Here is a 19,277-nt window from a genome sequence, read left to right as displayed (position 1 = left end):
GATCGGCGACAAGTAATTCACATTCAACCGAGCCAATGTGAATGCCACGCGCCCTACTGAGGGTGATGGCACCATGACGCAGCGCCCCTCGCGAGCCGGCCGTTTCCGTTGGTAGCATCCCGCCGTTCCTGGGCGGACCAACGGACGAAGGATCGTGGAAAGTGATGTTCAACGGGACTTCCTCGCAGGGTGCCACCTCCGAGCACGTGCTGGTCTCGCCGGCCGGACCCAACAACCAGGCGCTCCAGGTGCTCACCATGGCGCAGCGCACCGCCGAGGAGCACCTCGCCAAGGCTCAGCAGCAGGCGGACAAGATCCGCACTGACGCGCTCGCGGCCGCCGAGGAGATCGGCCGCGAGGCTCAGATGCACGCCCACACCGTGCGGCGCGAGGCCGAGCAGGTGCTGTTCGAGGCGCGTGCCGCCGCGGAGCAGACCGCCCGCGAGGCCCAGACCCGGGCGGAGGACGCCCAGCGCGCCGCCGCGAAGGTGGTCCTGGAGGCGCGGGCCACGGCCGGGCGCATCACCGCCGACGCCCAGGCCAACGCCGACCAGCTCCGCCTGGCCGCCCAGCAACGGCACGACGATGTGGTCGGCAGCCTCGGCGCCCGGCGCGAGGCGTTGCAGGAGCAGATCGAGGCCCTGGAGCGCTTCGACCGCGAGTACCGATCCCGGCTCACCGGCTTCATGCAGGGTCAGCTCCGCGCGCTCTGGGTGGACCAGCCTCAGGTGACCGGCGAACTGCCCGACGGCGAGCCGCCGGCCGAGGCGGACACGCGGGTGGAGGCGGAGGCTGCCGGCACTGCCGGGGCCGCGGCGGACGCCGAGCAGCAGGACGAGAGCGCCGAGCCGGGCGACGACGAGAAGTCGGACGAGGGCAGCCCCGGGTACTCGCCGCGACGCGCCGCACCGGCATCCCGCGACGAGTAGGAATCGCGCCCCGCGAGGAGTACCCCGCCCGCCGACGGGTATCGACCATCGTGGACATGCCCTAGGGTGGGCGGGTGACCAGCGAGCGGACGCCGATCGATGAAACCGTGCCGCACTCCGCGCGGGTGTGGAACTACTGGCTCGGCGGGAAGGACAACTTCGAGACCGACCGGCGGGTCGGCGACGAGTTCGCGCGCTTCTATCCCGACATCGAGGCGGTCGCACGCAGCTCCCGCGCGTTCCTCACCCGGGCCGTGACCCACCTGGTCGCCGAGTGCGGCATCCGGCAGCTTCTCGACATCGGCACGGGACTGCCGACCGTCGACAACACCCATCAGGTGGCCCAGGCGGCCGCCCCCGAGGCCCGGATCGTCTACGTCGACAACGATCCGCTGGTCCTCGCGTACGCCCGCGCCCTGCTCACCGGCACCCCGCAGGGCGCGACCGAATATCTCGACGCGGACCTGCGGGACCCGGACACGATCCTGGAGCTCGCCGGGCGGACCACCCTCGATCTCTCGCAACCCGTCGGCCTGATCCTCATGAACATCCTGGGCCACGTCGCCGACCTCGACGAGGCGGTCACGATCGTCCGGCGGCTGCTCGCGGGCCTCGCGCCGGGCAGCTACCTGGTCACCGCGGACGGCACCAACGTGATCGACGGCCCGGCCTTCGAGGACGCCATCGCGGTGTGGAACGCCAACGCGCCGCTGTCCTACCACCTGCGGACGCCGGAGCAGATCTCGCGCTTCCTCACCGGGCTGGAGGTCGTCGAGCCGGGTCTGGTGCCGTGCTCCCGCTGGCGGCCCGCACCGAACGCGACCGCGGAGGAGCTGCGCGAGGTCGACGAGTACGGTGCGGTGGCGCGCAAGCCCACGGCATGATCGGGGCATGACAGACCCGCAGTTGCTGTCGGCGTACGCCGGACACTGGACCGGTGCCGGCACCGGCGTGACCGTCATCCTCCCGCCGCCGGGCACGGTGGCCTCCGGCGAGGTGCGGGGAGGCGCGCCGGCGACGCGGGAGTTCGCGCTGCTCGAGCCGACCCGGCTGGTCGACCGGGTAGACGCCGTGGTGCTCTCTGGCGGTTCCGCGTTCGGCTTGTCGGCCGCCGACGGGGTGGTGGGCCTGCTGCGCGAGCGCGGCCTCGGGTTTCCCACGCCCGCCGGACCGGTGCCGATCGTCATCGGCATGTCCGTGTTCGACGAATCGGTGCGCACCGGGCCGCCCGACGCCGCCGCCGGCCGCGAGGCAGCACTGGCCGCCTGGTCCGGCACGCCGTTCGGCACGGGCCGCGTCGGCGCGGGCACCGGAGCCTCGACGGGCGCCTGGCGCCGGCGGCACGACCCGGGCGGGCTGGGCCGGGCCGAGGGCGCCGCGGGCGCGGCGCGGATCGTCGCGGTCGCCGTGGTCAACGCCTGGGGTGACGTCCTCGCCGCCGACGGCTCGCCGGTCTTCGGCGGCGGCGAGACTCCGCGGGCGACGCCGACGCCGTTCGGGATCGCGAACACCACCGTGGCGGTGGTGCTGACGGACGCCCGGTTGTCCAAGAACGACTGTTACCTGCTGGCCCAGAGCGGCCATGCCGGCTTCGCGAGGGCACTGCACCCGGCGCACTCACGCTTCGACGGCGACGCGGTGGTCGCCCTCGCGACCGGCGAGGTCACGCGGGCGATCGACCTCGATCTGCTACGGGCGGCAGCCGCCGAAACGGTCGCCGCGGCGATCCGCGACGCCGTCGCTCAGCCGTCCTCGTCGCCGGGCACGTCCCCGAGGGTGCGGTGAATCTCCTCAAGCTCGCCCACCATCCAGCCGTCGTGGTGCCCGGTCCGCGGCACGTTCTGATCCTGAACGGGTACGAACACCTCGAACAGCGCATCGCGCATGTCACCGTCCACGGTGTCACCGACCGCCTCGGCGATGTCGGTCATGGTGGCGGGGCGCAGCCCGAGGACGTCGTCGTCGGGGGCAAGCGACAGGCGTTCGTCCAGGTTGAGATGGGGTAGCCAGCCGTACAGGTGCGCGCGTGCCTCGATCGGCAGCGCACCGCAGCCGCGCAGATCCAGCTCGGTCAGCCTGCCCAGGTCCGCGATGGCGGTCAGGTCCTCCAGGGAGGTGCAGTCCGTCGCCCGGAGGTGGTATAGCTCCGGCAGCTCGGCCGCGCCGTCCATCGACGTGATCGCGGACTCCCGGACGTCGAGCCGTTCGAGGTTGTCGCACCCGCTCACCAGCATGAGATCCTGCGCCGCCAGGCGCGGCAGTTCGACGTCCCTGAGGCTGGCGCTCTCGATCACGGACGGGCCGACCTCGACCGCCGACGCGTCATCCAGAAAGAGGACGCGCAGCGCGGGCAGGTGGCCGAGGAAATGCAGGTTCCTGATGCGGGCCGGGCCGTAGACGGCCAGTTCCTCCAGCGCCGGGAAGCAGAGCAGCGTTCGGCAGTCGAGGAAGGCCTCGCCGGTGAAGCAGTCGTACAACACGAGCCTTTGCAGGTGATGGTTACGGCCGGTTCTCGGATCCAGCTCGAGAGCGTCCAGATCCTGGAACGTCGCCTGGGTGACGCCGGCGATCTGCACCAGCCAGTCCATCGCCATGCCGTCGCGGGCGACCATCTCGAGGGAACGGACACGGGCGCCGGAGGCCAGGGCGGGGAAGGTCTCGCCCGGCACGTTCACGGAGAGGTGGACAGAGAAACGCTCAGGCAGCAGCGGGGTGAAGGGGAGCCTGCTGACGTCCTCGAGAAAAATCCACACCGTCTGCCCCGGGATCGCGGCCAGGACCTGGGTGGCGTATCGGGCCGGGTCGAAGTGACTCCAGGCGCTGACGAGCGGGTAGTGGGAGGAGACAGTGCATCTCGCGGCGTGCTCTCTCAGCATGCCCATTGCGCGGTCGCCGCCGATCCTCGCGATGGTGTCGATGAGCGGGAGGGAATCGGTTCCCGGCGCGTTCAGATGACGGTTGAGCAGGGGAAGGGCCGCCTGGCCCAGCGCCACGACGGCGTCGGCGTCGGCCCGGGTGGCCGGGGGGACCAGGGCGGAGAGCAGGCCCATGGCCTTCTCGTGCACGTCGATGTCGACGCGGGTGGAGGCGCTGATGCACCGGGCGAGCAGGTCGCGCCCCTGCTGTTGGCGGGCGCTGCCGGACGGTTCCCGGTCGACCTGATCCAGGATTCCGCGCATGAGCCGCAGCGCGTCGCTGCTGCGGGCGCTGCCGACCGCGAGGGTGATGACGTCCGCCCAGTCCACCGACCACACGTGGGCGAGGAGTTCCTCGATCCGGCCCTCGTCCAGCAGCGACCTGGCGGCCAGGTACTCCAGGAACGAGCGGTGGACGAAGTCGATCGTGTCCGCGGCGGGCAGCCGGATGACGCCCGAGCGTTCGAGCAGCTCCACCAGGATGGACGCGGGGTCGCGGGGCAGGTTCGGCAGGGAGCGCGCGACGGTGGCGATCATGCGTTCGGTGCTGTGCCGGGACGCCTCCGACAGGCCGGCGTTGAGGAAGCGCTGGGCGATGTACTGCAACAAGGTCCACTGCTCGTCGTCGGTCAGCAGCGGCGTGACGCCCCGGTCGCGGTCGCGCCGCCCGAGCATCATCGCCAGCGCCCGATCGTAGACCTCGACCCGGCGGTGCGGCAGCCCGCCCGGACTCGCGTAGTTGAGGGCACAGAGCACCGCGCAGAGCAGCGGACTGCTGGCGAGATCCCGGAGCTGCCAGGAGTTTGTCAGCGTCCGGAACAGCAGCTCGCCCCGGGCTACGTGGGCGGGTCGCTCGGCCGGGGGCAGCCGCTCGGCGGTGGCCGCGTGCCAGTCGGTCACCAGCCGGGACATCTCGGCGTCTCCCATCGGGGCGACCTCGACGCGATGGAACTCCAGGCCGCCGAGGTCGTACGCCTCGTCGCGCAGCGCGATCGGGCGGGACGCCACCACGAATACCGACGACGTCCCGCTCGCCGCGATGAGGTCTGCCAGCCAGCGGCGCACCTCGGGGCGCTTCTCGGCCGGCATCTCGTCGAGGCCGTCGACGAGCACGGCGACCGCGCCGGATTCGAGCCGGTCGCGGCACCAGGCCGGTGGCTGCCGCACCGACACGGCGATGTCGGCCGCCAGCTCGTCCACCGTCGGCAACGCCACCTCGCGGTAGGCGCGCAGCCGGACAAGGAACGGGACCCGGCCGTGCCACTTCCGCAACGGCGGTGGCATGCTGTTGCGGGCGAGCGACACCGCAATCCACTGCAGAAGGGTCGTCTTGCCGTACCCGGCCTCACCGGTGAGCAGGATCCGGTGGGCAGAGGCCAAGGCCACCTCGACGGGTGTGCGGACCGCGGCCGCCATGGCCCGGAGGTCGCCGTCGCCCCGGGAGCCGTCGCGGACCCGCAACGACACGTATCCGGTGGTGAGCGAGTAGCGCCGGACCTCCGGCGCCAGGTCTATGCCGAACATCGATATCTCGTCCAGCGCCTGGGCGACGTTGCGCAGGTAATCGGTGGTGTAGGCGTCCACCGGGTTGCGTCCGGGCCGGCCGTGACCGGGGAACCGGCCGAGGGCCGCGCCGAGCACCACGCCGGGCCGGGGCACCTCGTCCGACAGCCGTGGCAAGGTGTCCATCGTGAGCTCGGGAAGCGCGAGCAGCGCTTCGCTGCCGTACGCCCCCAGCTCGGCGGCGAGGGTGCGCAGCGGAAACAGCGGACCCTCGTCGAGGTCCGACCAGGCGGCACCCGCCTCGGCGAAGTGGGCCGCCAGCGCGTCGGCGCGGACCCTGGGGCGGCGACCCGAGCCGCCTGCCGTCGATGCGGCGCGGTGCAGCGTCCCGGCCAGGCCGTCGACCACGCTCGCAAGCAGCGCCGGGGTCATGAGCTGGACGAGTTGCCGCTGGTTCTCCACCACGTAGGCGATCACCGTCTCGCCCACCTCGACGAGGAAATGGTGGACACGTCGCCGGGAGCCGCGGTCCGCGTAGGCCGCGAGCAGCTGGTCCCAGTTGAGGGTGGCGGCGATCGCGGCGGGGTCGGGGCTGCGAACGGCCAGCAGCGCACGCACCAGCGGAAAGGTCAGGTTCGCCTCGAACCGCCGTCGGCCGGCGGCGGTCCAGCTTCCGGCGACGTCACCCGCGGCCACGTCCTCCGGCACGGCCTGGTGGAGCAGTTCGAACGCGAAGGCGGCGGCGCGTTCCGCCGCGATCCGCTGGCCTCCGGCGACGTCAGCAGCGGCCTTGCCGTCGAGCAGGTCGGAGATCCCGCGCACCATCGCGACCCGCAGGTCGGGCCGGGTCAGTCCGACCAGGACGACGCCTAGGTCCTCCTGGTTGACCGCCACGGCCTGGGAATAGTGCCGGCGGATCAGCGCGGCGGACGGGGTGCCGGAGCCTGCGATGACCTTGCCGCCGGAGGCGACCGGCTCGATCAGGACCCGGACGTCGGCCGCCACGGCGGTCAACTCCCGCGGCAGGCGTCGCAGCCAGGCGCGGTCGGCCCGCACCTGACGGGCGAGCTCCACCAGGGGAAAAGAGGCCGACGCGACCTTGCTGCGCGGGCGAAACTCCAGGTCCTCGTCGCGGCCGTACTCGTACCCGAAGACGTCGGTGGCGACCACGACGTCGCCGACCCGGACATCCTTGAGGCCGCCGGCGACGCCCACGATGAGGGCGACCTGCGCCTGGAACTGCTCGACGGCCCGCTCGGTGGCGATGGCGGCCTGCTCGTTCCCCCGCCCCACCTCCGCGACGATCACCTGCCACTCGAGGACGGTGCCGGAGAACGATCCGACGCGATGCCGCTGCCCGGTGGGGTGGCGCTGCCACCGTACGCCGTCGAGGTGCCCGACGACGGCGTTCGCCTCCTCCTCCAGAGCGGTGACGATGACGACCCGAGCGGCCGGTCCGAGTTCCGTCACGTCGTGTCACCCGCCGTCTCGCTCGTCGATGGGACGGCCATCCTCGCAGGACAGTGACCGACACGCCACGGACGGCTGCCTCGTTCGAGCGAATGCACCGCTCATGACGACACCCCACGCGGGGGTGGTCGCGTGGGGTGTCCTCGTCCCGAAGGGGGCGGTCGGGACGTCTCAGGTGAAGCGGGCGGCGATCCAGGTGGCGACGGTCTCCACGGAGGCGAAGACGGCGCCGTCGTGGGTCTCGCCGGCCAGCGGTACGAACTCGACCGGCTGGCTGTAGCCGCGCAGCTGTTCGAGCAGAAGGTCGGCGGTGATGTCGTAGGGGACCGCGTCGTCGTCGGTGCCCTGCACGATGAGGATCGGGGCGCTCGGCGCCACGGTGGCCGGGTTGCCGTAGCGGGCCAGCTTGGCCAGGACGGTCGGGGACACCACCCCGCCGGGGACCAGCTGTTCCGGGGTGAGGGAGGCGTACGCGTCGAGGATCTCCTCCAGGCAGCCGGTCTGCAGGACCGACGTGCGCTGGCGGGCCGGTGGCGCCAGGTAGGAGTTCGGGTTGAAGGTCGGCTCGACCGCGTTGATGCCGTACAGGGCCATCACCAGGTAACCCTGCCCGGGCGTGCCCGGGATGTACGGGGCGATCGCGTCGAGGTTCGACGCCGGTGCGATGGTCGCCACGCCCTTGAGCACCAGCGAACCGTCGTAGGAGGGAGCGAGCTGCCCGGCGAACAGTGCGCCCTGCCCGCCCTGGGAGTGGCCGTCGACGGCGTACTGGGTGGACAGCGCGCCGTCGAGATAACGGGCGGCCTTGACGCTGTCGATGATGGCCCGGCCCTCGCTGTTGCCCACCAGGTACGGGTGTGCCTCCGGGGTGCCCAGGCCGGGATAGTCGGGAGCGGTGACCGTCCAGCCCTTTCGGAGCAACCCGGCGATCGCCGCGCGGGCCTCGGGCCAGAACACGGCCTGGCTGGTCGACGGGGCGCACCGGTCGGCGAGGCCCGTCGTGCCGTGGCTCCACGCGACCGTCCGGTTCTTCTTGCCGCTCCTGGGTGTCAGCACCAGGCCGGTGGCGGTGGTGATCGTCCCGGTGACTGTGGTGGTGACGTACTGGACGCGCTTGCCGGTGGCCAGCGGGCTCAGCTCGGCGGGAAGCGTCGCTGTGGTGACGGTGAGGACGGTGCCGGGAGCGTACGTGGCGTGCGCGGGGCCGCCGGTGCCGGCGATGACGCCGGCTGCGGCGAGGACGGCGGCGGCGAGGACGGCGAGTCGTCGCCGGAGCGCGGTTCTCATGGGTTTTTCCTCTCGCGGGCATGGGGTGGTGCGGGCACGGTGGTGCGGGTGGGGGCGAGGGGATGTTCGGCGGGAAAGTCTAGGCGAAGTGGTCGGCGACGCGGCGCAACGCGGTGACGGTCTCCCGGTCGCGGGCCTCGTCGTCCTCGGTGGGCCAGGCGCTGCACTTGACGATGACGACGTCGGCGGCGGGATCCACGAAGAGGTACTGACCGTGGACGCCGAGGCCGGTGAAGGCGTGGAAGCAGCTTTCGCCGAGGGTCCACCACTGGTTGGCGTACCCGTAGTGGTCGTAGCCGCTGGCGCCGAGCGCGCCGACCGCCAGGTGGGGCAGGCCGGTGCCGCGGCTGCGGCGTACCCATTCGGTGGTCACGAGGCGGTGGCCGGCGACGACGCCGTCGTCGACCATGAGCTGGCCGACCCGGGCGAGGTCGCGGGCGGTGGCGTTGAAGGCGCCGGCGCCGATGGCCGTCCGGGGGTGGGACCGGGTCAGCCCGTAGTACGCGTCGCGTTCGGCGCCGATGCGCGACCACAGGCGCTCGGACGCGTACGCCGCCAGTGACCGTCCGGTGGCCGCTTCCAGCACCCAGCCGAGCACCTGGGCGTCGAAGGTGGAGTAGTTGAAGCGCTCGCCGATCGAGGCCGTCCGCGGCGCCGCGCGGATGATCGCCGGCACGTCGCCGCCGCTGAGCACGGCCCGCTCGAAGCGCCGGATGAAGCTGTCCGGGGTGTCCCAGGTCTCCAGGTCGCCGACGCCGCTGGTCATGTCGAGCAGGTCGGCCAGCGTGGTGCCGTCGTAGGCCGTGCCCTCGAAGTCGCGCCGGTAGTCGGTGACCTGGTCCTTGACGCTGCCGATCGCACCCTCGGCGAGCGCGATGCCGATGAGGACGGAGGTGACCGACTTGGACAGGGAGAACAGCTGCATCCGGGTGCGCGGCCCGGCGAACGCTCCCGGGTAGCTCTCGTGCACGATCGCGCCGCGGTGCAGCACGACGAACGCCGTGGTGAACGTGCGCCGGTGCAGGTCGGTGAGGCTCAGGTCGCGGTCATCGAAGCGGTAGGTGAGGTCCAGGGGCTCGGGTGCGAAGGGCAGCGGCCGGGCGGCCGGGCCGCGGGCGACCCGCTCGGTCGGCATCAGCCAGTTCATGTGGGTGAAGGTGAACTCGTTGAACGGGCGGCGCATGGCCAGGTCGCTCTGGCGATCCCACCAGGAGGGAGGGTCGGCGGCCCGGACGGCCGGTTGCTGCGTGGTGCTCGTCATGTCACTTCCCGCGGTGCTCGATGGTGCGGTCGGCGGGACGCGCTCGGTTCGAGACGCCTCGGAACTGTTCACGCAGAGTCGAGCCGGTGGGTTCAGCGACCGGTTCGAGGTAGCCGGCGAGGATGGCGAGGACGGCCATGCCCACCAGGTTGTCCTCGGGGTCGTCGCCGACGATGCCGGCGCCGGGATCGCCGAGGTGGTGCAGGGCGAAGCCCTCGGTGACCGCCGCGAGCATGTAGGCGAGCTGATCGAGGGTCACCCCCTCCCGGAGCTGGAAGCCCCGGGAGGCGAATGTGGACTCGTAGATCTTCTTCCACGGTTCGAGGGCGCCGGCGTAGTTGTTGGAGATCGCCTCGTGGATGCCGTCGTTGCGGTCGGCGGTGGCCACCATGATCAGTTGCAGCCGGAACAGCGGCATCCGGCAGATCGCCTGCAGCTCGTGGAAGGTGGCCCGGTCGATGGCGTCGACGAAGCTCTTCTCGTCGTCGAGCCACCCGCGGGTTTCGACCTCCGCGTCGTACTGCGGGTCGTAATTCATGGCGTGGAACAGAAAGGTCAACAGGTCGTTGAGGTAGTCGTCGTGGGTCGCCCACGTGGCGCGATAGGGACCGTCGCCCTTCTGGCGCAGGAACGGCGGTTCGAGATTCTCCATCTCGCGCGACAATGCGCGTTCGGTGAGGAACCGCAGGCCCGACCAGTACTGCTTGCGGCCGTCGACGGCCGGCGGCTCCGTGCGGGCGCCCAGGTTCTGCTCGACCAGATTGGCGCCGGCCTTCAGGTACGACGCGACCTTCGGCGAGTTGACCAGCGCGGCACGGGTCGCCTCCCGGACTCCCTTGACACGCGTGACGATGCCAGAAAAGTCCTGATTATACGGGAAAGGCAGATCCTTCTTGCCGAGCGTCATGCCACGATTCTTTGTCCGATTCCCCGTCGTCGACAAGTGCGCGGGTGCGTAGTACTCGGAGGCTAAGCCTCGTCCACTTGTCACCCCCCGAAAATATGACTTTGTGTAGCTGATCGATAACGCATCGAAATGGTCATGCCGCGGACCGCGCCTGGCGGATGTGTTCCCGTTCGGAATGGTCCGTGACCAGCGGACCGACGTCGAGGATGAGCGCTATCTCTCCACCGCCGAGGATCGTCGATCCACTGATGCACTCGAGCCTGCTGAACAGCACTCCCAGCGGTTTGATCACGGCGCCACCCACTCCTCCCGCGTCGCGAACGGCGTCGGCGGGGTCAGCGGCAACCGGATGCGGTCGTCGTCCCCGCGCCCCAGGTTTCCGCGGTGGAGAATCCGGGCCCGAAAATGAGGTAGTAGACCTCGTTGTCACTCAGGGCGGCACCGGGTGCGACCACCCCGCGCTCGACCGCCTTGTCCAGGATCCGCTCGCGGTCCAGGCCACGCCCGTCGTCGCTGACCTCGATCACGATGCTGCCGGCGTCGTGGTAGGCGTCGAGCCGCACCGTGCCCCGCGCCGCCTTGCCGTGCCGCCGGCGCTCCGCCGGCGCCTCGATGCCGTGGTCCCTCGAATTGCGGACCAGGTGCGGCAACGGGTCGCTGATCCGTTCCACCAGGACCTTGTCCATCTCGGCGTCGCCGCCGGTGATGACCAGCGACACCTCCTTGCCGAGTTCCACGCCGACGTCGCGGACCACCCGGCGGGTTCCCCTCGAGGTCCAGCAGGCCCTCCTCGAGCTGCTGCGCCAGGCCGCGCGCCTCGGTCACGAACGTCTCGAGCGCTTCGGGCATGTCGTCGTCGGCAGACATCACTCCTCCTTCGCACCGATCAGCCTGGCCAGCGCCAGCACCGCGCCGACCGACGGGCTCGGCGTGCCGAGCTCGAAGGCAGGTTGAGCCGCTCGGCCTCGCGGCGCGCGTCACCGGCTCGACGCCGCGGCCGATCATGACCGGCACAGTCGAGCGCCGGGCCGCCAGACCTGGACGAACGACAGCTACCAGCGCGGCGGGGTCTACAACGAGAACAAGACCCCCACCACGAGCCGGGGCGAGGTCGCCGTGCCGGATCTGGAGAGCAAGTTCGAACGCTTCTGAAGCGAGGTCGCGCCCATCCTGTATAACCGGGCGCATGCACAATGAAGCGCTCGTGGGTCTGCTCGGCGAAGTGCCGGGCACGGAGGTGTCGGTCGAGGCCGGCGTGGTGACGGTCCACGTGCCGGCCATCGGCGACTCGGTCCGCCTGGCGGTCCGCGACGTGCTCGGCTTCGAACAGATCGTCGTGCCGACCGGCGACCCGGGCCTCGAGCTCAGCATCCGGCGCGGCCACGAGCAGCTCCCGCTGATCATCACCGTCGACAACGTGGTCTTCATGCCGGCGTACGCCGCCGACATGCTGGTGCCCGACGCCGAGGTCCGGGTGCCGGCCACCCCGGACCTGATCGCCTACTCGGAGATGCACCGCGACGTCCGCGCCCTCGGCCGCGCCGTCGACATCGAGGACGCCGAGTTCGACGACGAGATGCTCGCCGCCACCCTGCTCGTACACCGCTGCTTCCTGGCCGGCGCGGTCCGCGTCGGCCTGTGGCCGGTCCGGGTGGCGGCCTGGTGGGAGTACAGCTGGGCCCGCGTCGGCGGCCGGCTGCCACTGGGCCCGTTCCGCCCCGACCCCGCCTGGGACCGCCTGATGGCCGACGTCACCGAGGCCCGCCGCCGCAGCGGCCAGCCCGCCCGCTAGACCCGGTACTTCGCCCACGCCCCAGTCCAGTCGGCGAGGTCACGCACCCACTTCTCGGTGCTCTGACCCGCCTTGGCCGCCCACTTCGAGGCGTTCCTCGACGCAAACTCATCCAGCGTCGCGGGACCGATCGCACTCCACGCGGGAAAGCGGCTCAACCACCGGTCGGCCTGCTCCGGACTGTGGCCGCCGCCGATCAGCCACTGGGCGAGCAGCGCGAGCTCGAGCCACGGCGCGGCCCGGGTCGCGTACGCCCAGTCGACGATCCGTAGCCCGCTCGGCGTCACGATGAGATTGGTCGGGTTGAGGTCGGAGTGGACGAGCGTCTCGCCGTCCATCGCCGGATGGGAGAACCCGAGCCGGGCCGCCGGGCTGAACCAGGCGGGACCCGACGCGGGCGTCTTTCCGAGGTCGTCCAGGATCTCGGCGAGCAGATCGAGATCCCGGCTGCCCGGAGACAGATCGGCGTGCGGACCGTCGAGATGCTCGAACCCCACCACCACCCAACCGTCCGTCTCGAAATGCCACTCGACCGCTGGTGAGTAGGGCCGGTCGACGGCCGTCGTCACCAGCAGCTCGTACCGCAACGACCGGACACCCAGCTCCGAGCAAGCCGCCTTGACGAACACCGTGCCGTTCGCCCCGGCGACGGACGAGGCGATCTCCGCATGGTCGCCACCGGTAGCCGGGGTCACCCGGGTTCCACCAACCCGCTCCGCGATCTCCGCCGTGACGCTTTCCGGCAAAGCGGTCCAGTCGATGCGCATCGGCCACCCTATCCGTCAGCCGGCGACGCCGGGCTGAGGCGGGTTCGGCGGACAGCAGGACTCGGCCTCGCCAGCCCAGAACTCCATGTCGACCTGGAAGCCGGTCGCGTGCAGTGCCGCCACCGTGTAGGTGATGGCGGTGCCGTCCCCCATGGCCTCGGTCAGGATCGGGCGGTGGTGGACGTAGGCCCCGGCGATCCGCTCGCAGGCGGCGGTGTAGGACTCGCTGATCTGAAGAGCGGCGTGCCAGACGGCGTCGACCGGGCGGGTCGGAACGACCCGGTATGACTCGCCGGTGGGCAGCCGCATCCCGAAGTCGGGGCTGCGGTGCGCGTCGGCGTGTGCCTTGAGGAAGAGCAGAAACTGTCCGGTCGCCCGCTCGGCATAGGTCTGAGTTACCTCGGCCTTGGTGGCGAAGTAGCGGGCAATCCTGTCGAACGTTTCGGCCGAGACGAGAGTCTGGGGGTCCGTAGCGCACGTGACCGATCGGCCTGCGGTGATGCTCAAGACGCCTCCTGAAGTGTCGATGGCGGGCTGCCGCGCCCAGCCGAGGAACCTGTCGAACATGTCGGTCGGCGATCTGCAGCCGGCCGCCCGCACGTCTTCGATGGCGTTGTACATACACGACGCCAGGAAGACGGCGAGGCCTGTCGGCCATCGACCGTACTGCTCACTCAGCTGCACCTTGGCTACGACGCACGGCCACGGATTGGCGCAGACACGGCAGTCCCATGACGGGCCTGATCCGATGTGCTCCGTTCGAGGAACCAACATCACGCCTCCCGCTCCATGGGAAGTTGCCTGTCTCCAGCCAATCGCGCACTGCGCGGAAAGGCCAGGCGCGCAACGTTGTCTCTGTGTTGTCTTCGTCGTCAGGAGCGCTGATCGACCTCGGACCGGGGCGTCGAGCCTGCTATACAGTCCAGTGAAAGCGGAGGTCAGCGATGGCACGTCGAGTACCAGCGACCACACCCCAGCGGCTCGGGCACCCCCTGAGCGTCGTGCGGGCCGAGCGAGGTTGGACGCTGCAAGACGTCGCCAGGATTGCCGATGGGACACGTTCAGCGGCCCGCCGCGAGAAGGCATGGCGCTGGGAGAACTGGGACGTCGTGCCCGACCTGGCCTCGCAGGAAGCGCTGGCGCGAGCTCTCGGGCTCGACCCGGAGATCGTGAGGCGAGTTCGTTGGCCGGCCTGGCTGCCTGACGGTCAGCCCATTCGGACGGACTACGCCTGGACCCAGCGCGGCAGTCTCGAGTCACTGGCAGACGCATTGGAGTACGCCGCCTTGGATCGTCGCGCCTTCATGAAGGTGCTGGGACCGTCGTTGATCAATGTGGCCGACCAGTGGCTGGGGGTGGAGCCGGCCGCGCTGACGGCAGTTCTGCGCGGAGGGCAGGTCGCGTCAGAGTTCGTCGCCAGCATGGAAGCTGGCCTGTGCCGCCTTCGGCTGCTGGAAGCGACTCGCGGGGGGGAGCCGTGCCAGGCGATTGATCGATGCTGAGCTGGGCATCGTTATTGACGTCTTGAACGACTCCAGCTACACCAGCGCGCTCGGAATTCGCCTGTACGCGCTTGCGGCTGAATTGAGTCGGATGGCGGGGTGGGCCTCCTTCGACGCCGGCCTTCATGCCGCCGCGCAACGGTACTGGATCAGCGCGCTTCACCTGGCGCACGCGGCGGACGATCGGTTGCTTGGCGCCAACATCCTGAAGTCCATGAGCCTCCAGTGCTACGACTTCGCAATGCCTGCTGAGGCGTTGGCACTGGCCCAAAGCGCTTACGCGGGCAGCGAGGACTCGCAGCCCCGGGCCAAAGCCATGCTCGCGCTGAGAGAAGCGCGGGCACACGCCGCGTTGAAGGACGCGAAGTCCTGCGAAAGGCTCATCAGGGAAGCGGAGGCGTCCTTTGGCTCGCTTCGGTTCCCGGACGACCATCCCGCCTGGCTGACGTATTTCGATCAGTCAGAGTATTACGCCCAGATGGGAACGTGCTACCTGGACCTTGGAGATTCCCGCCGAGCCGACTTCTATCTTCAGCAATCGCTGTCTCTGGCCCCCGACACCAAGATTCGTGACCGGGCGACATATGTGATTCGGCGCGCCGCCGCACAGGCGGCCAGTGGTGAGATGGACGAGGCGGCTCACCTCATCAAGGAGGCTGTTCCCCTGATCCACCAGGCGCCGTCAGAGCGAAACCTGCAGCGGATCCACCGCACCCGCGAGAAGATCACGTTCAGCGGCTCCGACCCGAGGGGCGAGGAGTTGGACGAGCAGTTGGCGGGGCTGGTGGCATGAGCGGGACCGTCGAACAACGAGTCGCGCTCATCACCGGAGCCAATCGGGGCCTCGGATTCGCGATCGCCGAAGGTCTTGGCAGGCAAGGCATGCACGTCCTGGTCGCAGGTCGCGACTCCTACGCGGTTGAAACGGCGGCAAACAAGCTCCGCCGTGACGGAATCGCGGCCACTGCCTCCCGACTTGACGTGACAGACCCGGCGAGTGTCGTCCGCGCCCTCGCAGACGCCGGGAAGAAATGGGGCCGGCTCGATGTGCTCGTGAACAACGCGGGTATTGCCATCGATCGGGGACAACTCGCCACCAATCCCGACTTCGAGAAGGTCCGCGCGACGCTGGAGACAAACCTGCTCGGCGCATGGCGATGCTCGGCTGCCGCGGTCTCGGAGATGAAGAAGAACAACTACGGAAGAATCGTCAACATCACCAGCCATCTAGGCTCTGTATCGACCATGTCGGACACCAACGTCGCCTACCGGGTCTCGAAGGCCGGCCTCAACGCGTTGACCCGCGTCCTCGCCGCCGAGGTGAAGGGCGAGGGCATTCTCGTCAATGCCTGCTCGCCGGGCCGTATGAACACCAGGATGGCCTACGGCGAGACCTCCCGAAGCCCCGAGGAGGGAGCCACCACGCCAATCTGGCTCGCCACCTTGCCGGCCGACGGGCCGACGGGGGGTCTCTTCGCTGATGGCAAGCCGCTCGACTGGTGAGCTCAGAAGCTGGAAGGACGCAAGAAGGAGCACACCGGTGTGGTGCGCCCCTTCCTCCCCCGTAGCGACCGGCTCAGCCGCAGTGGTCGTTCCACTGCACCCAGGACATGCCCTTGTAGCCGACCGTGCCGCCCCAGTCGATGCAGGCGTTCGGGGCGTAGACGTAGACCGGCCCGGCGTACTTCGTGTAGTAGCCCTCGTCGTCGATCCAGCCGTTGCCCGGCGAGCTCGACAGTTCGATGCTGGCCACCATCCAGTCCCGCTTGCCGGGGGTGTTGGTGATGACCACGACGCAGTTCCAGCCGTTGTTGTACGTCAGGTACGCGGTGCCCGTGCCGGTGCCGCCGACGCTCATCTGGTCGATGACCCGGTAGCCGGCACCGCAGGCGCCGTTGTAGCCGGCGGCCTGGGCCGGGGCGGCGCTGAGCGCGAGGCCCGTGGCGGCGAGCGCGAGAGCCGCGCCGCCGCCCGCGAGCTTACGTGCGAGCTTCACGATGGTTTTCTCCTTTGCGTCAGCAGACCTTGCTGGTGGATCCGCCGACCGAGTTCAGGTAGCCGGTCACGTGCGTGCAGTGCGCGGCGGTGTTCGCCGGGGGGCCCCACAGCTCCTTGCGGGTCGTGTTGTTCAGCGTGGCCATGCCGTAGTCGGAGCCGCTGTCCGAGTGGTCGATGACGTGCACGTGCAGGTCCCACTTGCTGTGGGTGTTGCGGTACTGCTCCCACACGTAGATGTAGGCGTAGTTGTAGCCGCAGCCGTAGTACTGCTTGACCGAGGCGGCCTCCATGCCGCCGACGGTCAGCACCCGGGTGCTGCCGATCTGGCGCACGTCGGAGCAGCTCGCCGGGGTGCTGGCGAGAGCGGGTGTCGGATTGAACACAGTCACGACACCGGCGGCGGCGACCGCGGCGGCTCCGGCGAGGGTGCGGCTGAGGATCGACATGTGGTTCCCTTCCACGAATTTCTTGGCCGTGCAAAGAAAACCAGCCGGTGCGGGGTGGCCGACAGGTGTCGAAATGGCCACCGTTCCCTCCCCGAAGCCGTCCGTACGGGGTCGGTATCATCGCCTCGCCGCCGACGTTCACGAGGGCGCGGCGAACTCACGGGAGGCGACTGTGCGCCGCCAGGAATCCGTGGCCGTGTCCGGCCTGGACATCGGCGTACCCGGATGTGGTGACGCCGCTGAGATCGGCCGTGGCGGCTTCGGCGTCGTCTATCGGGTGCGGCAGCCGGCGTTTTCGCGGACGGTCGCCGTCAAGGTGCTCGCCGCCGACGGCCTCGACGCCGCGGCCCGCCGTCGCTTCGAGCGGGAGGTGCAGGCGATGGGGCGGCTTTCCGGCCACCCGCACATCGTCACCGTGCACCAGGCGGGTTTCACCACCGCCGGCAATCCGTACCTGCTCATGGCGTTCGAGGAGGGCGGCTCGCTCGCCGGGCGGGGTGCGGCGCCGTGGCCGGAGGCCATAGCCGGCGCCATCGCGATCGCGGGGGCGTTGGAGAGTGCCCACCGCGCCGGCGTTCTGCACCGCGACGTCAAACCCGAGAACATCCTGATCTCACGGTACGGGGACCCGAAGCTGGCCGACTTCGGCCTGGCCCGCCCGGTGCGCCGCGACGCCCCGCCGCCGAGCACGGTCACCGCGACTGTGCTGCACGCCGCACCGGAAGTGTTGCGGGGGCAGCCGGCCACTGTGGCCTCCGACGTCTACTCGCTGGCGTCGACGCTCTACTGGTGGCTGCGCGGCGGCACCGCTTTCGGCCCGGCACCGCACGAGCCGGTCGGTGACCTCGTGGCGCGCGTCGTCGCCGCCCGCGTGCCCGATCTGCGGCCGCACGGCGTGCCCGACGCCGTCTGCGCGGTGGTGGAACGGGCGCTGGCGAAGGACCCCGCCGCCCGGCCCGCGTCGGCCGCCCGCTTCGCGGAGGAGCTTCAGCGGGCGCAACGGGCGACCGGCCATGCCGTCACCCCGCTGATCGCCAGCGAGGAGGGCGGGGAAGACGGCTCCGGCGCGGAGTCCGACGGGCTCGTGTCCGTGCCCATCCCGGCCCCTCGGTCGGGTGGCATGTCGGTGACCATCGTCAGCCGACCCGTGCGAAGCCGAGCCCCGAAGCGGGCCGCGGCGGCGGTGGGCGTGGTGGCGGCGACGCTCGCCCTCGCCGGCGGATCGGGTGTCGTGCGGAATTCCGCGGTGTCCGGGCCCGCCACCGTCGACTTCGGCGGCCAGGAGGTCAGTTCGCCCGCGGGGGAACGCCCGGTGGCGGTGCGCAACGACGGTAGCCGGCCGGTGGCCGTGCGGCAGGTGGCGCTCGACGGCCCCGACTTCCGGATCGTCGCCGACGGCTGCGGCGGGCATACGCTCCTGCCGGGCGCCGGTTGCGAGGTCAGGGTCGCGTTCGCGCCCACCGGCACCGGGCCGCGCCGGGGCACGCTGCGGCTGCCCGGCAGCACGGTCGCGGTCACCGGTTCGGGCCTGCTGTCCTACGCGATCGACGACGACCCGCCCCCGGGGCCCTGCTACGCCGACGCCTACCAGGTCGGGCAGTCGGCGTACGGATTTGTCGGCGGCCAGAAGTCCATCTCGGTGAAGCAGTACTGGTCGCCGGGCTGCCGCAAGGTGATGGCGTACGCGTGGATCTGGAAGCAGTACCGCGACAACGCCGGCCCGCGCGGCACCTGGTCGGTGGAGCTGGGCATCGCGGAGCGGGGCAAGAGGGACCGTGCCGCCGGCCAGCCGCTGGAACTGTGGACGGACCCGGTGGCCACCACCACCGGATGCACCCGGGCGACCGCCACCATGACCGGCGCAGGCCTCACCGGCCCCCTGGCCGTGACGACCGACGCGCACTGCCCGTGAGCTATCTCGAGGTGCACCAGGCCGGCGCCGTCCGGCTGGTGCCGTTGGCCGCCGGCCCGCTGGCGATCGGTCGGGCGCCGGCCAACGAGCTGACCATCGACAGCCGCAGCGTCTCGCGGCTGCACGCGGTCGTGGAGCGTTTCCCGTCCGGCTGGTCGATCCGCGACCTGGGCAGCACCAACGGCACGACGGTCAACGGCGTGCGGCTGCGGCAGGCCCGCCAGCTGCGCGACGGTGACCGGGTCGAGATCGGGCCGGCCCGGTTGCTCTTCCGGGCACCGGCGGATCATCCGGCGACCGTGACGGTGAGCACCGACCCGCCGCCGGCCCCGCCGGCGCTGACCCGCCGGGAACGCGACGTGCTCGCGGCGCTCTGCGCGCCGTACACGGCGGGTGGCACGGCGTTTCCGGAGCCGCCGTCGGTGCGCGAGCTGGCGTCCGCCCTGGGGCTGTCGGAGAGCGCCGTGAAGAAGCACCTGACCCGTCTTTTCGACAAGTTCGGCCTGCTGAGCAACGCCGACCGGCGGCGTTCCCGGCTTGCCGCCGAGGCGGTCCGGCGCGGCGTCTGCTCCGCCTGATCCCGGCTCC

20 protein-coding genes are annotated in these 19,277 nt (G+C 70.6%); 10 read left to right on the top strand and 10 right to left on the bottom strand.

Features of this window, described 5'->3' with window-relative positions; all coding sequences use genetic code 11:
• The first annotated feature begins 164 nt into the window (after positions 1–164).
• The 3 genes from AB0M36_RS22915 (at position 165) to AB0M36_RS22905 (ending at position 2,714) form a co-directional block, all read left to right on the top strand.
• Complete coding sequence (locus AB0M36_RS22915; RefSeq protein ID WP_364160646.1) at positions 165–929, top strand: hypothetical protein; 765 nt, start codon at positions 165–167, stop codon at positions 927–929.
• Positions 930–1,003: 74 nt separating this feature from the next.
• Complete coding sequence (locus AB0M36_RS22910; RefSeq protein ID WP_364160644.1) at positions 1,004–1,813, top strand: SAM-dependent methyltransferase; 810 nt, start codon at positions 1,004–1,006, stop codon at positions 1,811–1,813.
• A 7-nt stretch (positions 1,814–1,820) separates the two neighbouring features.
• Positions 1,821–2,714, top strand: coding sequence for a P1 family peptidase (locus AB0M36_RS22905; protein ID WP_364160642.1), 894 nt, complete (start codon positions 1,821–1,823; stop codon positions 2,712–2,714).
• Here AB0M36_RS22905 and AB0M36_RS22900 read toward each other — a convergent pair.
• The 6 genes from AB0M36_RS22900 to AB0M36_RS22875 form a co-directional block, all read right to left on the bottom strand.
• Entirely contained in the window at positions 2,672–6,817 is a 4,146-nt protein-coding gene (locus AB0M36_RS22900; protein ID WP_364160640.1) for an NACHT domain-containing protein, read from the bottom strand. The two genes, AB0M36_RS22905 and AB0M36_RS22900, sit on opposite strands and share 43 nt — an antisense overlap.
• 171 nt (positions 6,818–6,988) lie before the next feature.
• On the bottom strand, positions 6,989–8,104 hold the full coding sequence (locus tag AB0M36_RS22895) for an alpha/beta fold hydrolase (protein WP_364160638.1): 1,116 nt from the start codon (positions 8,102–8,104) through the stop codon (positions 6,989–6,991).
• A gap of 79 nt (positions 8,105–8,183) precedes the next feature.
• On the bottom strand, positions 8,184–9,365 hold the full coding sequence (locus tag AB0M36_RS22890) for a serine hydrolase (protein ID WP_364160636.1): 1,182 nt from the start codon (positions 9,363–9,365) through the stop codon (positions 8,184–8,186).
• 1 nt (position 9,366) lies between these two features.
• Entirely contained in the window at positions 9,367–10,272 is a 906-nt protein-coding gene (locus AB0M36_RS22885) for a hypothetical protein (RefSeq protein WP_364160634.1), read from the bottom strand.
• A gap of 133 nt (positions 10,273–10,405) precedes the next feature.
• A complete protein-coding gene (locus AB0M36_RS22880) occupies positions 10,406–10,564 on the bottom strand; it encodes a hypothetical protein (RefSeq protein WP_364160632.1) in 159 nt (52 codons plus the stop codon).
• Between the two features lie 43 nt (positions 10,565–10,607).
• A complete protein-coding gene (locus AB0M36_RS22875) occupies positions 10,608–11,009 on the bottom strand; it encodes an ATP-binding protein (protein ID WP_364160630.1) in 402 nt (133 codons plus the stop codon).
• Here AB0M36_RS22875 and AB0M36_RS22870 point away from each other — a divergent pair.
• Both AB0M36_RS22870 and AB0M36_RS22865 read left to right on the top strand, forming a co-directional pair.
• On the top strand, positions 10,996–11,226 hold the full coding sequence (locus AB0M36_RS22870; RefSeq protein WP_364160628.1) for a hypothetical protein: 231 nt from the start codon (positions 10,996–10,998) through the stop codon (positions 11,224–11,226). The two genes, AB0M36_RS22875 and AB0M36_RS22870, sit on opposite strands and share 14 nt — an antisense overlap.
• 232 nt (positions 11,227–11,458) lie before the next feature.
• Complete coding sequence (locus AB0M36_RS22865; protein WP_364160626.1) at positions 11,459–12,064, top strand: hypothetical protein; 606 nt, start codon at positions 11,459–11,461, stop codon at positions 12,062–12,064.
• On the opposite strand, the gene AB0M36_RS22860 is transcribed toward AB0M36_RS22865, so the two are convergent.
• Entirely contained in the window at positions 12,061–12,831 is a 771-nt protein-coding gene (locus AB0M36_RS22860) for a phosphotransferase (RefSeq protein ID WP_364160624.1), read from the bottom strand. The two genes, AB0M36_RS22865 and AB0M36_RS22860, sit on opposite strands and share 4 nt — an antisense overlap.
• Before the next feature lie 15 nt (positions 12,832–12,846).
• Complete coding sequence (locus AB0M36_RS22855) at positions 12,847–13,338, bottom strand: hypothetical protein (RefSeq protein WP_364160622.1); 492 nt, start codon at positions 13,336–13,338, stop codon at positions 12,847–12,849.
• A 494-nt stretch (positions 13,339–13,832) separates the two neighbouring features.
• Between AB0M36_RS22855 and AB0M36_RS22850 the strand changes: the two genes are divergently transcribed.
• From AB0M36_RS22850 to AB0M36_RS22840, 3 genes are read left to right on the top strand one after another with little or no spacing between them, the layout of a single operon-like run.
• Positions 13,833–14,333 (top strand): helix-turn-helix transcriptional regulator, encoded by a 501-nt coding sequence (locus AB0M36_RS22850; protein WP_364160620.1) that lies wholly within the window; start codon positions 13,833–13,835, stop codon positions 14,331–14,333.
• Positions 14,320–15,126 carry a transcriptional regulator gene (locus AB0M36_RS22845; RefSeq protein ID WP_364160618.1) on the top strand — a complete coding sequence of 269 codons (807 nt, stop codon included), beginning with the start codon at positions 14,320–14,322 and terminating at the stop codon, positions 15,124–15,126. The genes AB0M36_RS22850 and AB0M36_RS22845 overlap by 14 nt, the downstream gene beginning before the upstream one ends.
• The gene (locus AB0M36_RS22840) at positions 15,123–15,836 is read left to right on the top strand and encodes an SDR family NAD(P)-dependent oxidoreductase (protein WP_364160616.1); all 714 of its coding nucleotides are present in this window, start codon (positions 15,123–15,125) and stop codon (positions 15,834–15,836) included. Before AB0M36_RS22845 ends, AB0M36_RS22840 begins: the two co-directional genes overlap by 4 nt.
• 73 nt (positions 15,837–15,909) lie before the next feature.
• On the opposite strand, the gene AB0M36_RS22835 is transcribed toward AB0M36_RS22840, so the two are convergent.
• Positions 15,910–16,329, bottom strand: coding sequence for a spore-associated protein A (locus tag AB0M36_RS22835; RefSeq protein ID WP_364160614.1), 420 nt, complete (start codon positions 16,327–16,329; stop codon positions 15,910–15,912).
• A gap of 19 nt (positions 16,330–16,348) precedes the next feature.
• Positions 16,349–16,777 carry a hypothetical protein gene (locus tag AB0M36_RS22830; protein ID WP_364160612.1) on the bottom strand — a complete coding sequence of 143 codons (429 nt, stop codon included), beginning with the start codon at positions 16,775–16,777 and terminating at the stop codon, positions 16,349–16,351.
• Positions 16,778–16,850: 73 nt separating this feature from the next.
• Here AB0M36_RS22830 and AB0M36_RS22825 point away from each other — a divergent pair, with 73 nt between their 5' ends.
• Complete coding sequence (locus AB0M36_RS22825) at positions 16,851–18,689, top strand: protein kinase (RefSeq protein WP_364160610.1); 1,839 nt, start codon at positions 16,851–16,853, stop codon at positions 18,687–18,689.
• Entirely contained in the window at positions 18,686–19,267 is a 582-nt protein-coding gene (locus AB0M36_RS22820) for an FHA domain-containing protein (RefSeq protein ID WP_364160608.1), read from the top strand. The genes AB0M36_RS22825 and AB0M36_RS22820 overlap by 4 nt, the downstream gene beginning before the upstream one ends.
• The last annotated feature ends 10 nt before the right edge of the window (positions 19,268–19,277 follow it).

The organism is Actinoplanes sp. NPDC051346, assembly GCF_040682215.1.
In the GTDB taxonomy this organism is placed as follows: Bacteria; Actinomycetota; Actinomycetes; order Mycobacteriales; family Micromonosporaceae; genus Actinoplanes.
Note: the sequence above shows the minus strand (reverse complement) of the source record. Positions and strands in the feature narration are given on the sequence as shown.